The organism is Streptomyces sp. NPDC024698, from assembly GCF_055559015.1.
Genome location: NZ_JBVHLK010000003.1, coordinates 237,154 through 250,989 on the forward strand (window position 1 = coordinate 237,154; position 13,836 = coordinate 250,989).

General features: G+C 72.4%; 13 protein-coding genes and 1 pseudogene. 7 read left to right on the plus strand and 7 right to left on the minus strand.

Annotated elements, in window-relative coordinates; genetic code table 11:
• Window positions 1–39: 39 nt before the first annotated feature.
• Window positions 40–705, minus strand: a complete 666-nt coding sequence (locus ACZ4AA_RS08860; RefSeq protein WP_467597749.1) for a TetR/AcrR family transcriptional regulator — start codon at window positions 703–705, stop codon at window positions 40–42.
• A gap of 188 nt (window positions 706–893) precedes the next feature.
• Here ACZ4AA_RS08860 and ACZ4AA_RS08865 point away from each other — a divergent pair.
• Window positions 894–1,004, plus strand: a pseudogene (locus ACZ4AA_RS08865) (SDR family oxidoreductase); the annotation flags it as partial.
• Window positions 1,005–1,065: 61 nt separating this feature from the next.
• Here ACZ4AA_RS08865 and ACZ4AA_RS08870 read toward each other — a convergent pair.
• Window positions 1,066–1,776, minus strand: a complete 711-nt coding sequence (locus tag ACZ4AA_RS08870) for a glycoside hydrolase family 75 protein (protein ID WP_467598918.1) — start codon at window positions 1,774–1,776, stop codon at window positions 1,066–1,068.
• A 365-nt stretch (window positions 1,777–2,141) separates the two neighbouring features.
• Between ACZ4AA_RS08870 and ACZ4AA_RS08875 the strand changes: the two genes are divergently transcribed.
• Window positions 2,142–3,128 carry a fibronectin type III domain-containing protein gene (locus tag ACZ4AA_RS08875; protein WP_467597752.1) on the plus strand — a complete coding sequence of 329 codons (987 nt, stop codon included), beginning with the start codon at window positions 2,142–2,144 and terminating at the stop codon, window positions 3,126–3,128.
• 295 nt (window positions 3,129–3,423) lie between these two features.
• Window positions 3,424–3,978 carry a hypothetical protein gene (locus tag ACZ4AA_RS08880; RefSeq protein ID WP_467597755.1) on the plus strand — a complete coding sequence of 185 codons (555 nt, stop codon included), beginning with the start codon at window positions 3,424–3,426 and terminating at the stop codon, window positions 3,976–3,978.
• A 168-nt stretch (window positions 3,979–4,146) separates the two neighbouring features.
• On the opposite strand, the gene ACZ4AA_RS08885 is transcribed toward ACZ4AA_RS08880, so the two are convergent.
• The 4 genes from ACZ4AA_RS08885 to ACZ4AA_RS08900 form a co-directional block, all read right to left on the minus strand.
• Complete coding sequence (locus ACZ4AA_RS08885) at window positions 4,147–4,692, minus strand: PadR family transcriptional regulator (RefSeq protein WP_467597757.1); 546 nt, start codon at window positions 4,690–4,692, stop codon at window positions 4,147–4,149.
• 99 nt (window positions 4,693–4,791) lie between these two features.
• Window positions 4,792–6,807, minus strand: a complete 2,016-nt coding sequence (locus tag ACZ4AA_RS08890) for an FAD-dependent oxidoreductase (protein ID WP_467597760.1) — start codon at window positions 6,805–6,807, stop codon at window positions 4,792–4,794.
• A 169-nt stretch (window positions 6,808–6,976) separates the two neighbouring features.
• Window positions 6,977–7,780 carry an alpha/beta fold hydrolase gene (locus tag ACZ4AA_RS08895; RefSeq protein WP_467597762.1) on the minus strand — a complete coding sequence of 268 codons (804 nt, stop codon included), beginning with the start codon at window positions 7,778–7,780 and terminating at the stop codon, window positions 6,977–6,979.
• Between the two features lie 111 nt (window positions 7,781–7,891).
• Window positions 7,892–8,686 (minus strand): putative protein N(5)-glutamine methyltransferase, encoded by a 795-nt coding sequence (locus tag ACZ4AA_RS08900; protein WP_467597765.1) that lies wholly within the window; start codon window positions 8,684–8,686, stop codon window positions 7,892–7,894.
• Between the two features lie 582 nt (window positions 8,687–9,268).
• Between ACZ4AA_RS08900 and ACZ4AA_RS08905 the strand changes: the two genes are divergently transcribed.
• Window positions 9,269–9,721, plus strand: a complete 453-nt coding sequence (locus tag ACZ4AA_RS08905; protein ID WP_467598921.1) for a MarR family winged helix-turn-helix transcriptional regulator — start codon at window positions 9,269–9,271, stop codon at window positions 9,719–9,721.
• Between the two features lie 54 nt (window positions 9,722–9,775).
• Here ACZ4AA_RS08905 and ACZ4AA_RS08910 read toward each other — a convergent pair whose 3' ends face one another.
• On the minus strand, window positions 9,776–10,549 hold the full coding sequence (locus ACZ4AA_RS08910; RefSeq protein WP_467597768.1) for a GNAT family N-acetyltransferase: 774 nt from the start codon (window positions 10,547–10,549) through the stop codon (window positions 9,776–9,778).
• Window positions 10,550–10,971: 422 nt separating this feature from the next.
• Here ACZ4AA_RS08910 and ACZ4AA_RS08915 point away from each other — a divergent pair, with 422 nt between their 5' ends.
• The 3 genes from ACZ4AA_RS08915 to ACZ4AA_RS08925 all read left to right on the plus strand — a co-directional run bounded on the left by ACZ4AA_RS08915 (window position 10,972) and on the right by ACZ4AA_RS08925 (window position 13,808).
• Entirely contained in the window at window positions 10,972–11,577 is a 606-nt protein-coding gene (locus ACZ4AA_RS08915) for a sulfite oxidase-like oxidoreductase (RefSeq protein ID WP_467597771.1), read from the plus strand.
• Entirely contained in the window at window positions 11,570–12,331 is a 762-nt protein-coding gene (locus ACZ4AA_RS08920; protein ID WP_467597774.1) for a ferredoxin reductase, read from the plus strand. Before ACZ4AA_RS08915 ends, ACZ4AA_RS08920 begins: the two co-directional genes overlap by 8 nt.
• A gap of 514 nt (window positions 12,332–12,845) precedes the next feature.
• The gene (locus ACZ4AA_RS08925) at window positions 12,846–13,808 is read left to right on the plus strand and encodes a hypothetical protein (RefSeq protein WP_467597777.1); all 963 of its coding nucleotides are present in this window, start codon (window positions 12,846–12,848) and stop codon (window positions 13,806–13,808) included.
• The last annotated feature ends 28 nt before the right edge of the window (window positions 13,809–13,836 follow it).

Genomic DNA, 13,836 nt, shown 5'->3' on the forward strand with positions numbered 1-13,836 from the left:
CCGGGAGGTACACGGGCCCGAACGGTGTCAGGCCCGGGGTCAGGTGATGCCGTTCGCCGCGACGATCAGGGCCGAGCGGATGGTCCCGGCGAGCTCGGCCCGGGCCGTCACGGGATCGGGTTCCTCCTCGTCGGTGCGCCACGCGTAGTGCTCGACCGCCGCGCGCAGGGCCGCGTTGAGCATGGCGGCCTGGATCTCCGAGCGCAGGTCGACGGTGCCGAGACCGGCGCGGTCGGCCAGTGCGCGGGCGAACACCGGCTCGGCCTCGTCGTGGGCCTGGAGCCAGACGGCTCGCAGTCCCGGCTCGGTACGGGTGAGCCTCAGCAGCGTACGGACCCTCGGCGGTTCCGGCATCGCCATCGGGCCCTCGCCGTTCGTGGACGCCTGCTCCAGGGCGTCCTCCAGTGAAGCGCCGGCGGGCCAGGCCCGCAGTGCCGCCGCGATCGCGTCGATCCCGGCCGCGAACAGCGGGCTCACGCAGCTCTCCTTGCCGGGGAAGTAGCGCCACAGGGTGCGGGTGGACAGGCCGACGGCCTGGGCGATCTGGTCCCCGGTGGTGGCGGCCACGCCCTGGTCCACGAACAGTTCCACGGCGGCGCCTGCGATCTCCAGCCGGATCTCGGCCTTGCGTTCGTCGGTGAGGGGCGGTCGTCCGGTACGGCCTCGACGCCGGCCGGGGTGTTCGTCGATCGCGCCGTCCGGCACTGATGACTCCTCGGTTCTCGGTTGCGTCCGCATATGCCGCCCGGGACTGCGGCTGCGGCGAGTCTAGCGATCTCAACCGGTCCAGAGATCTTCTGTCATTCAGCGACAATAAGTCGTACCGTGGCGGCGCGGCACTTCGCCCGCAGCCGTACGAAAGCCCCGGGAGAGGCCGAGGAGCAGGCCGCTCCCTGGGAGAGGCCGAGGAGCAAGCCGCGGCGATCCTGTTCCTCGCTTCGGACGCGGCGAGGAACATCAACGGCGTCATCCTGCCCGTCGACAACGGCTGGGCCGCCGCCTGACGGCGGGACGGCCCTCGACCCGAAGCCCCGCCCTCAGACTTCAGCCCTCAACTCTCAACTCTCAACCCTCGCCCAGGAGTTTCCTGGCCAGCCGCTCCCCCGTCGCCACGGCGGCGGCGTGGTCCTGGAGGGGAGACACCCGGGCGTTCTTGAACACGAGGTAGGTGACCCCGGACGGGGTGCCGCCGCCGCGGGGGTCGGGGCGGATCCCGAGCCCCGCGGCCGTGGCGTACGAGGCCTCGCCGATGATGTCCTGGGGGCCGGTGTCACCCACGACGGCGTACTGGACGCGGCCCCGGTAGATCACGGCCGCCACCGAGCCGGGGCCGATGCCCTGGCCCCGGTAGTCCCAGATGTCGCTCGGGGCCGGCACGACGATGTAGGGCAGGGTCTCGGCGCTCAGATAGCGGCCGTCGGACTGCTGGAAGGCCGTGGACTCGGAGAAGAGCGGGTCGGTGTCGCTGTTGCACGCCGGGCCCGCTCTCCCGTCGCAGTCGATGTCCAGGTCGGCCGTCCAGAAGACCGCGCCCGGGATTCCGCAGACCGGGATCTCGGCGCGGGTGCCGTCGTCGCTGCGATATCGCCCGTGCGAGACGGGCGTGCAGCCGTCGAGCCTCGCCAGCAGGTCGGCGGCCCGGACCGAGCCCTCCCGCGCCGGTGCGGCGGGGCTTCCGGGACGGCCCGTGGTGGAGGTCGTGGACAGCATCGCCGGAGCCGAGGCGATCAGGGCGGCCGCCGCGGCCGCGGCCAGCGTCAGCGACTGGACACGCACGATGAAGGACCCTCTCCTGGGGAACATGGACGCTCATCTGCCCAAATCTGGTGGGCCGGTGAGAGTGCGTCCACCGGGAGAGGGCCGGACGGTGCACGGCCGCTCGGGCGGGCGCCGCACGGCCGAGAGCCCGAGCCGGGCCCGGCTCCGGCCGCTCGGCCGCACGCGTCGGCGCGGGATCGGCGACGACAGCGTTCCGCGCCGCGGGCAGGAACTCCCCTGTTTTCGGGGCGAGTTCACACCGCGTCAAGGATCAGCATACGTACCCCCGCGACGGCCCGGCCAACGACGTCCGCCCTCTTGATGTGGGCGCGTCACCCGTGTCTTATAGGTACAGACCAATCCCGTCGACGGAGGGCGGACCCGTGCGACGCGTTCTCCTCACCGCCCGGCGCCTGCCGGCCTGCGGAGCCCTGTTCGCGCTCGCCTCCTGCGGATGGGGTGCCCCGGCGTCCGGCCAAGCGGAACGGCTGCCCGCGGCGGCCACGGGCGTGACCGCCGCGGCCGGGAGCTCGACCAGCGTGCACGTCATGTGGAACCTGGCCGACGAGGACCCTCGGATCACCCGCTACGAGATATATCGCGGCACCACCAAGGTCAAGGAAGTACCCGGTTCCGAGCACATGGTGGACATCACCCGGCTCCAACCGTCCACCTCGTACGTCTTCAGGGTCAGGGCCCGAAACGCCGACGGGGTCCCGGGGCCGCTCAGCCGGCCGGTGCGGGCCACCACCCCGGCGGCGGTCGCGGCCGACCGCACCGCGCCGACCCGCCCCGGCGGGCCGCACGGGAAGGCCCTCGGAGGCCGGGCGGTCCAGCTGTCCTGGACGCGGTCGTCCGACGCCCGGGGTGTGGAGTCGTACGACATCTACCAGGGCGCATCGAAGATCCACAGTGTGGGCGGCGCCCAGACGGCCGCCGTCGTCACGGGGCTGCGGCCCGACACGGCGTACGTCTTCAGCGTGCGGGCGCGCGACGCGGCGGACAACGTCTCGGCGCCGAGCGGCTCCGTCCGGCTCACCACCGCTCCGGGCCCGGAGGACGACCGGAGCACGGCACCGGCCGGATTCCGGGCGACGACCCACCGGAGCGAGGGGGCCTACTACATCGACCTGGCGTGGACCGCGCCCGAGGTCGACGGGGTGATCACGGAGTACGGGATCCGGCTCGACGGGCGTGCCGTCACCTCGCTCGTCTGGGGCGGCAACCCACCCACCGGGACCTGTACCTACAGCTTCTACATCGGCCGGGAGGCGGCGGTGACCCACCGGGTACGGATCCGGGCGAAGCTGCCGGACGGCACCTGGGGCGCGCTCTCTCCGGAGCGCTCCGTGACGACGGGGCCGACGTGAGGGACACAAGGGACATGAGGGACGTACGAGGGGCGTGAGGGACACGCGAGGGGCGTGAGGCGCCCCCGTGCCCGGTGACGTGCACGGGGGCCGTGAACCCGCGGACCGCACCGATCTGACCGGCCGTCGGCCGCGCCACCCTCGGCCGGACGATGGAATCCGTCACCTGCCCGGTCCCCGTCCGCATGCGGGCCGGGGCCGGGGCGCATTGGCTCGCAGTGAGGCAGCACGGGCCTTCCGATCCTCGGCGGCGCATGGGATGTACCGCCAACCGTGCCGCTGGAGGGCAGTTCCTATGCGTACCACTCAGAGACTTCTCCGCTCCGGCCTGACCGTGGCCGCCACCGCTGCGCTTCCGCTCACCCTGGCCGCCCCGGCGGCCGTCGCATGGGGTTCCGGGATCTCCGTGAGCACCAGTGGCACCGCGGTCTCGGTCACCACCAGCGCCTGCCCGAGCAACGGCAGCAGCTTCGGCAATGCCTCGCTGCTCTCCAGCGGGCAGACGAATTTCGCCCAGGGGCGCCAGATGCCGCTCACCGGGACGAGCGGCAACCAGTCGGCCGCCTGGACGGGCGTGAGCCCGGGAACGTTCACGGTCATCGTCGTGTGCCAGGACGGCACGACGGCCGGCACCCAGGCGATCATCGTCGCGGCCAGTTCGGCCCCCGCGACCCCCACGATCTCGACGACGGTCTCACCGTCGCCGTCACGCGGGGTCATGGGCGGACTGGGCGGCGCCGTGAAGGACTACGGCACCGTCACGGTCGTGGGCGGCGCGGCGCTGGTCGTGACCGGCACCGTGGCCGCGGCCTGGTTCCTGCGCCGCCGGTCCAAGCCCCACCGGCTCTGATCCGGGGTCCGTCGCGACGGGCGGCCTTCCGACGGCTCCGGCCACGGACGGCCGCCCAGTGCCGTACCCGGGTCTCCGCACCGGGTTCCGTACGCGACGGGCGCCCGCCCGGTCCGGGCGCCCGTGCGGCCACGCTCCTCGCTCCTCGCCCCGCGTCCCGGACCGATGTCAGTCCTGCGCGCGCATGCTGTCGAGTTCGGCCAGGGCGTGGGTCAGCCACTGGGTCCAGAAGGTCTCCAGGTCGATGCCCGCCCGCAGGACGAGATGGCGCAGCCGGACCTCGGGCGTGCTCCCGCCCGGCGGGAAGTCCCGCTCCTGGATCCCCTCGTACTCGGCCAACTGGCTCCGGTGCAGGTCGAGATGGCGGCGCAGATCGGCCTCGACGCCCTCGGTCCCGACGACGGCCGCGGCCCGCAGACGCAGCAGCATCGTGTCGCGCATCGGCTTGGGGTCCTGTGCGGCGGCGGTCCAGCGGGCGAGTTCGGCGCGCCCCGCGGGCAGGACTTCGTAGCTCTTCTTCTGGCCCCGGGCGTGCTGCTCGGGGGGCAGCGCCCTGATGTACCCCTCGGCCTCCAGCTTTCCCAGCTCGCGATAGATCTGCTGATGGGTCGCCGACCAGAAGTAGCCGATCGACTTGTCGAACCGCCGGGTCAGTTCGAGGCCGGACGAGGGCTTCTCGAGCAGGGCGGTGAGGATCGCGTGCGGGAGTGACATGAGGTCATCCTAGGGAGGACCGCGGGCGCCGCCCGGTGGCCGGCCGTACCGCGCCGGACACCGCGACAGCCCTCCCGCGGTTCGTCGTACGACCGTGCGTCAGAGCGCCGCGGCCAGTTCCGTGCCCTGCTTGATGGCGCGCTTGGCGTCCAGTTCGGCGGCCACGTCGGCGCCGCCGATCAGGTGGACGCCCCGGCCCGTCGCGCGCAGCGCCTCGTACAGGTCACGGCGCGGATCCTGTCCGGTGCACAGCACGATCGTGTCGACCTCCAGGACCTGGCTGTGTCCCTCGACGGTGACGTGCAGTCCGGCGTCGTCGATCCGGTCGTACTGGACGCCCGGGACCATGGTGACGCCCCGGTGCTTGAGCTCGGTGCGGTGGATCCAGCCGGTGGTCTTGCCCAGCCCGGCGCCGACCTTGGACGCCTTGCGCTGGAGGAGGTGCACGGTGCGCGGAGGGGCGGGGCGCTCGGGGGCGCCGAGACCGCCGGGATTGCGGTAGTCCATGTCGACACCCCAGCTGCGGAAGTACGTCGCCGGGTCCTCGCTCGCCTTGTCGCCGCTGTCGGTGAGGAACTCGGCGACGTCGAAGCCGATGCCACCGGCGCCGAGGATGGCGACGCGGTCGCCTACCGGGGCTCCGTCGCGCAGGACGTCGAGGTACCCGACGACGCTCGGGTGGTCGACGCCCGGGATCTCCGGGGTGCGCGGGCTGACACCCGTGGCGACGACGACCTCGTCGTAGGCCTCCAGGTTCTCCACGGTGGCCGGGGTGTTCAACCGGACCTCCACGCCGTGCAGTTCGAGCTGCGTGCGGAAGTAGCGGATCGTCTCGTCGAACTCCTGCTTGCCGGGAACCCTGCGGGCGACGTTCAGTTGACCGCCGATGTCGTCGGCGGCGTCGAACAGGGTGACGTCGTGGCCGCGTTCGGCGGCGCTGACGGCGCAGGCGAGTCCGGCGGGCCCTGCGCCGACGACGGCGACGGTCTTGCGCAGCCTGGTCGGCGCGAGGACGAGCTCCGTCTCGTGGCAGGCGCGGGGGTTGACCAGGCAGGAGGTGATCTTGCCGCTGAAGGTGTGGTCGAGGCAGGCCTGGTTGCACCCGATGCAGGTGTTGATCGCCTCGGGTCGTCCGGCCTCGGCCTTGGCGACGAAGTCGGGGTCGGCGAGCATCGGCCGGGCGAGAGAGACCATGTCGGCGTGGCCGTCGGCGAGCAACTGCTCGGCGATCTCCGGGGTGTTGATGCGGTTGGTGGTCACCAGCGGGATCGAGACGGAGCCCATGACCTTCTTGGTCACCCAGGCGTACGCCCCGCGCGGCACCGAGGTCGCGATGGTGGGGATGCGGGCCTCGTGCCAGCCGATGCCGGTGTTGATGATCGTGGCTCCGGCGGCCTCGACGGCCCGGGCGAGCGTGACGACCTCGTCGAGCGAGGAGCCTCCGGGCACGAGGTCGAGCATCGACAGACGGTAGATGATGATGAAGTCGTCGCCGACGGCCTCGCGGACGCGGCGGACGATCTCGACGGGGAAGCGCGTCCGGTTCTCGTACGAGCCGCCCCAGCGGTCCTGGCGCCGGTTGGTCTGGAGGGCGATGAACTCGTTGATGAGGTAGCCCTCGGAGCCCATGATCTCGACGCCGTCGTAGCCGGCCTGCCGGGCGAGCCGGGCGGCGCGGGCGTAGTCCTCGATGGTCTGCTCGATGTCGGCGTCGCTCAGCTCGTTCGGCACGAAGGGGCTGATCGGGGCCTGGAGGGCGCTGGGGGCCACGAGGTCCTGGTGGTAGGCGTACCGGCCGAAGTGCAGGATCTGCATCGCGATCTTCCCGCCCTCGCGGTGCACCGCGGCGGTGATCTCGGCGTGCTGAGCGGCCTCGGCCTCGGTGGTCAGCTTGGCGCCGCCCTCGTACGGGCGTCCGGCGTCGTTGGGCGCGATGCCACCGGTGACGATCAGGCCCACGCCTCCTCGCGCGCGGGCGGCGTAGAACGCGGCCATGCGCTCGAAGCCGCGCTCGGCCTCCTCGAGGCCCACGTGCATGGAGCCCATGAGCACGCGGTTGGGCAGGGTGGTGAAGCCCAGGTCGAGCGGGTTCAGCAGATGCGGGTATCGGCTCATCGGGCCCCTCCGTGCGCGGTGTCGTACGTCTGTTGTAGACGACGGGCACCCCGTTATGCAACTAGTTGCACAATGAGGAGGATCACTCGCCTTGCCCTCTTCCGGCCGCCGGAGGAAGGCCGGGCGCGGACCCGGGCGCACGCGGTTCGGGGCCCGAGCCGGCGGCCGGTCAGCCGAGGGCCACCCTCGCCACGAGGGCGGCGACCGCTTCGGGCTGGTCGACCATCACCATATGGCCCGCGTCGGGGACCTGGACCATCGTCACGTTCGGGCTGGCCTCCAGCCCGGCCCGCTCCTCGTCCTTCAGGCCGACCTCGTCACGGTCGCCGCGCACGACCCAGGCGGGCACATCCGCGTCACGGAGCCGGGGGACCAGGCTCCCGTAGCGGTCCAGGTGGTCGAAGTAGCGGCGGATCACGAGCCGGCAGAACGCCGGGTCGTTCTTGGCCAGGTCGGCGCCGAGCGCCTCGCGGCGGTCCGGCGGGACCATCTGCCCCACGACCCGCGGTGTCGCCTTGACCAGGCCGAACCAGGTCAGCGCCCCGAGGCCGGGCACCCGCCCGAGGCTGTTGGCGATCGTGAGCGCCTTGTCCTCGTCGGACGCCGAGAACGACGGGGAGAGCAGGACGACGGGTCCGGCGAAGTGCCGGCCGGCCACCATCTCCAGGGCGATGTTGGCGCCCAGGCTGTGGCCGACCACCACGCCACAGCCCCGCTCCGCGGCCAGGGCGCCCGCCATCGCCGCGTAGTTCTCGATGGAGAGATCGCGGGGCGGCGTGGTGCCCGCGTGGCCCGGAAGGGTCGCGGCCACCAGCCGCACCGGCGCCGAGGCCAGCGACGGCGCGGCCATCAGGTCGTCGTAGAACACGGTGCCGCACATCCCGCCGGGCAGCAGCAGGACCCGGGTCTCCGCGTCGGCGGGGCCCGACTCCTTGATGTCCCACGCGTCGAACTTCTCGGGGGTGCTGGTCATGTCCGGGCCTTCCTCTGGCACCTGCGGTCAGCCAGAGTGTGGCGCGCGGGACGGGGAGAACGGCTGATCAGGGGCCGAACGCGGCATGTCGTCCGCGCCCGGCCCGCCGGGTCAGGGCTTCAGGCCGATCACCACGTCGGTGTACATCTCCTCCGAGACCGCCAGACGCGCGACCAGTCCGGCGCGGGCGAACACCTCGACGGCCGCGGGGGCCTGGCGCTCGCTCGTCTCGATGAGCAGACAGCCGCCGCGGGCCAGCCACCGCGGCGCCTCGGCGGCGACCCGGCGCGCGAGATCGAGCCCGTCCGCGCCCCCGTCGAGGGCGACCAGGGGTTCGTGGTCCCGGGCCTCCGCGGGCAGCAGCCCGACCTCGTCGGTCGGTACGTACGGCACGTTGGCCGCCAGGATGTCGACCCGGCCGCGCAGGGTGTCGGGCAGCGCCGCGAACAGGTCCCCCTCGTGGACCTGGCCCGCGAAGGGCGCCACATTGCGGCGGGCGCAGCGCACCGCGGCGGGGTCGATGTCGGCGGCATGCAGTTCGGGCCCGCCGAGGGAGGCGGCCAGCGCCGCGCCGACGGCGCCCGAGCCGCAGCACAGGTCCACCACGACGGACGCGCCGGGCGCGAGCGCGAGGGCCTGCTCGACGAGGAACTCCGTACGACGGCGCGGCACGAAGACGCCCGGGTCGAGGCCGATGCGCAGACCGTGGAACTCGGCCCAGCCGACGACGTGTTCGAGGGGCAGTCCCGCGACGCGGCGGTCCACCATGGCGGCGGCCTCGGCCGGGGTGCGGGCGGCGGAGCGGATCAGCTCCGCCTCGTCCTCGGCGAAGACACAGCCGGCGGTGCGGAGGGCGGTGACCATGGGATCGGTCGCGCCGGGAACATCAGGAAACAGAGGGGGCATGAAGCCGAGGGCCTTTCGACGTACCGAAGGGCGCTCCCACGGCCACCGTCAGACGGCGACCGCGTTGCCTGGAGAGGAGAGCACCCGACCTGACACAGCGGTAATGGGTCTCACCTCCTCGGCAACTCATCGGCCGAGACGGTCCTGGGCCGGGACGGCAACCTTACAGGAACGATCAGCGGGCCGACCGGAGAAAGGGCCGACAGGCGCCGGCCACGCACGGGCCCACGAGCGGGAGCTCGCGTGGCCGCGCTACGGGCGGATGGGCGGGTGCCCGCGTGCGCGCGCCACGGGCGGATGCGTGGGCGCCCGCCTGGGCGACTCCCGCCCCTTCCGTCCCCAGTTGTACTATGCAACCAGAGCACGTCAGGGAGGTCCGTCATGGCATCCGAGGGGTCCGGTGAACATGCCGTCACCAGCGGGGCGTCGGCGGACGCCGCACCCGTGGAGGACGTGACGGCCGGAGACCCGGCTGCCTCCGAGGTGACGGACGACAGGTGGGCCGCCTCCGATGTGACGGACGACGAGTGGGCCGCCTCCGAGGTGACGGCCGACGCGGCCGTGGAGGTCATCCAGCGCGAGATGACGGTGTTCGCCCGGCGGGCCCGCGCCGCCGCGGGACGCATGCACCCCGAGCTGTCGCTCGTCTCGTACACCCTCCTGGGTCATCTGGAGGAGGTCGGCGGCTGCCGGGCCACGGACCTCGCCGCGCACTACGCGCTGGACAAGTCCACGGTGAGCCGGCAGGTGGCGTCGCTGGAGCGGGCCGGTCTCATCGGGCGGCGCATGGACCCCGAGGACCATCGCGTCCAGGTGCTGTATCCGACACCCGCGGGCACGGAGATCCTGGCCCAGGTGACGCGCAGCCGCCGGGTGGCGTTCCACGAGCGGCTGGCGGGCTGGCCCGAGGAGGACCTCACCCGCTTCGCGTCGTACCTGCTGCGCTACAACGCCGCGGCGACCGGACTGGACATGCAGAGGCCGGTGACCGGCCGCGACGCGGAAGGGCCGGCGGCCGGGCCCCGGGGAGACTGACCCGCTCCCCTCCCCCACGGACCATCGGCCACCGGACCTGCGGGCCGTTGGGTGTCATCCCACGTCAGCGGTCGGCTTCCTGGCGCCCGGCTGTTCCGGCACCCGGGCCGCCATGAAGCGGACGTTGCGGCGCAGCCGGAATCCCAGCGCCTCGTATAGGCGGATGGCGCCGGTGTTGCTCGCCGCCGTGTGCAGGAACGGGGTCTCGCCACGCTCACGGATGCCATGGGCGACGGCCAGGATCAGCCGAGTGGCCAGGCCCTCCCCACGATGTCCGGGATCCGTGCACACCGCGCTGATCTCGGTCCAGCCCGGCGGGTGGAGCCGTTCGCCCGCCATGGCGACCAGGGCGCCGTTCCGGCGGATCCCGAGATACGTGCCGAGCTCCACGGTCCGCGGCTCGAAGGGGCCCGGCTGGGTCCGTTCCACCAGGTCCAGCATGTCCGGCACGTCCGCGGGGCCGAGCCGCACCGCCTCGGCGTCGGGCGCGGCGTCCAGTCCGTCGTCCACGAGCTGGACTCCGTCGAGGCTGAAGATCACCTCCCATCCGTCCGGGGTCTCTCCGTCGAAACCGGCCAGCGGAGCCGCGCCTCCGGGGCCCACCAGGGTCGCCAGGTCCGCCCAGTCCTCGGCGCCGGGATCGTCGGGCAGCGCCAGCCAGGGGGACACGTCCAGGGGGTAGCGCAGCACGCGTCCGCGGCGTTCGGCGAAGTGCGCGTGGGGCCCGGTGAGGGAGCCGAGAGCCGGGTTGTCCAGAGGGTGACGGCCGGAGAGGGTCCCCTGCGGCTCCGGGCCCTCGAACCGTGTGGAGACGTACGCCTCGGTCATCTGCTCCCTCACTCTCCTTCGCTGTGTCGCCGTGCGCGTGGCACCGCTCACCCATTGTGCGTGTACGGGCCACCGGAGTCGGCTTCAGGAGCAAGGAAGATCGGGGCGCGGCTATTCCCGGACGAGGGGAGAGTTCACGCGTACGCAATGATCAGCACCCCGCTGCGACCCTCCGCACCCCTCCGCACCCCTCTCACGCCCCGCTCGCGCCCTGTTCGAGTCTTGTTCGATCCTCGTCCGCGCCCCTCACCGGCTCGGAGCACGATCCGTGTGCGCGTACCGTTGAATGGTCAATAAGCGGTGCGTGCCCGGGACACCGACCCGTGCGCGCGCCGGTCACCCCGATCCGTGGGCCGCTGTCCCCGGCGACCACGCCCGATCCGCGGACCGCCCTCTCCCTCGGTCCTGGAGGCACCACCCGTATGAACGTCACGCGAGGCTTCACCGGCCGTCCGCGGGTCCACAACGCCGGACTGCCGCCGGGTCAGTACGACGCCGGCGACGACTGGCCCGTCCTGTCCGCCGAGGTGACCCCGGACCTGGCGCCCGCCGACTGGAACCTGCGGATCGACGGTCTGGTGGCCGAGCCGCGGACCTGGGACTGGGAGCAGGCGCACGCGCTGCCCGCCTCCTCGTACGAGGGTGACATCCACTGCGTGACCAGCTGGTCGAAGTTCGGGGTGCGGTTCGGGGGCGTGTCACTGGACACCTTCCTGGACGCCGTACGACCTGACCAGGCGGCCACCCACGCGGTCGCGTACTCGCACACCGGGTACAGCGCGAACCTTCCGCTGGCCGACCTCACGGGTGGCCGTGCCTGGATCGTGTGGGACTACGACGGCCGGCCGCTGCCTGCCGAGCACGGCGGCCCGGCGCGGCTGATCGTGCCCCATCTGTACTTCTGGAAGAGCACCAAGTGGATCGCGGGTATCCGGATCCTCGATCACGACGAGCCGGGATTCTGGGAGCAGAACGGCTACCACGCCCGCGGCAACCCCTGGGAAGAGCAGCGTTACTCCGGTGACTGAGACCACGACCTTCGTACCGCCGACACGGTTCGCCGTGCCCGGACGCATCGCCGTGAGCACACGGACGGCCACCACATGGCAGACCGCCACACTCACCGAGATCCGCCGCGAGACCCCGCACGCGGCGACGTTCCGGTTCGCCGTGCCCGCGTGGGAGGGGCATCTGCCGGGCCAGCATCTGATGCTGCGGCTCACCGCCGACGACGCATATGTGGCGCAGCGCCACTACTCCATCGCGTCCGCCCCCGACGACAGCGGCCACATCGAACTGACCCTTGACCATGTCGACGGCGGTGAGGTCTCCGGCTGGTTCCACACCGTGGCCCGGCCGGGCGACCGTGTCGAGGTCCGCGGTCCGCTGAGCGGCTTCTTCGCCTGGCCGGGCGACCGGCCGGCCCTGCTGGTCGGCGCCGGTTCCGGTGTCGTGCCGCTGATGTCGATGCTGCGCCACCACCGGGCGCACCGACTCGACCTGCCGCTGCGCCTTCTGGTCTCCGCGCGCAGCCCCGAAGAACTCGTCTACGCGGCGGAGTACGGCGACGAGACCACCGCCGTGTTCACCCGCGCGGCCCCGGCGGGTGTGCCCGTCGGACGTATGACTGCCGCACATGTGGAACCCCTCATGGCCGAGCGGCCACCGGGTGGGTGGGAGGCCTACATCTGCGGGTCCAACGGCTTCGCCGAGCACGCCTCGCGCCTGCTGGTGGCAGCGGGTCAGCCGGTGGACCGGATCAGGATCGAGCGGTTCGGCTGAGGTGTGCTGTCGGGCTGGGGCGGCGAAGGCACGCAAGAGCACCGCCGCGCCTCCATGATGAGGGGCTTGGCCTCCGGCCTCCGTACACAAGCCGGGTCGTGCCCCGTGCCGGGCGTCGCCGGGCAGGCGAGACTCCGCGGACGCGGCCTACGGCAGCGGTGGATTTCGCCGGCTGCGATCCGTGCCCGGCCATATAGAGCCTCGTGGCGCACTCATCTTCGGCCTCGATGAACACCCGCTGCCCCCCATGCATCGTTCGGCCACGGCTGGCGGACCCGGGCACGTCGCTCACGCGGCTCGCCCACCCAGCCGTTCCCCGGAGGGATGCAGGGCTGTTGCCCACACGGACAGAGCGCGGAAACCGCCTGGCATCGCTTGATCGGCCTCGGTCATGATGTGCGGTGTTGTCCACACAGAGGCGGTTGCCAAGTTGACGCTGTTAGCGGCCACACAGGCCATACTCGACCGATCCGCCGGCGGCGAGGCCGCGGGGGTGGCGTGGTCGTGGGAATCCATGGCCGCCGAGGTGGTGCTCCGGCACGGGGACTCAGCCGATGCGGAGGCGCTGCTCCCGTTGTTCCTCTCGGCGCCCGCCGCGCACGAGGCGCTGGTGCCCGTGCTCGCCCGGCACGGCGATCCACGGCTGGCGGCCCGCCTGTTGGAGGCGACGCTCGAGGGTGGCCGACTGCGCGAGGACGTACCGTCCGGCGTGCTGCACGCCGTGGGCCGTCTTGGGTGCACGTCGGCCACGTCCTTGCTGTGGGACCACGTCGACGGCTTGTACGACGTGTCGAAGGACGCGTGCCTCGGCCTGTTGCATCTGCCGTGCGAGGAACTGCGCGGCGCGATCGCCGAGGCGCTGGAGAAGCACGAAGGGGCGGGCCTGTTCCCCGAGTTCCTGCCCGTGCTCGCTACGAAGACCCAGGACCCCGGTTGGCTGGAGCGACTCCTCGCCTGGGGTGAGAACGGTGCCTCGGTCGACTGCAACGGCGGCCTGATCCTGGGGATCTCCCTGCACGGCGGCCGGGCGCGCGCCGCTTTCACCCGTCTGTTGTGGGACGCCCGCTGGGAAGCCTGCGGCTCCGGGACCGGATCGGCGCGGTGGACGTACGCGGGCACACGCGTCCAGGGCCTGGGTCTGCCGCAGCTCTACGCCGACCTGCGGGCACGGTTGCGCGCTTGCGCGGCCCCGGACCTCCAACGGGACGCCCTGCGGTCGTTCGTCACGCTCTCGCAGCTTCGGTGCCGAGATGTCTGGACCGGCGTGGAGTCGGCCGAAGTCCATCCCGAGAGCTGCGACACCCTGTACAGCGTCCTGTCCACTCCGACCCCCGACGACGGTGACACGCTCACCGATCTCGCCGACCGTGTCTTCGGCACCGACGATCCCCTGTCGGACGAGGTCCGCCACCTGGAGGCCGCCCTGCACACCGCCGCGGCACACGAGTGGGCGCTGCGCGCGGCCGCCCCGCGCTGACGGACACCGGGCACAGATGATTCCCGGC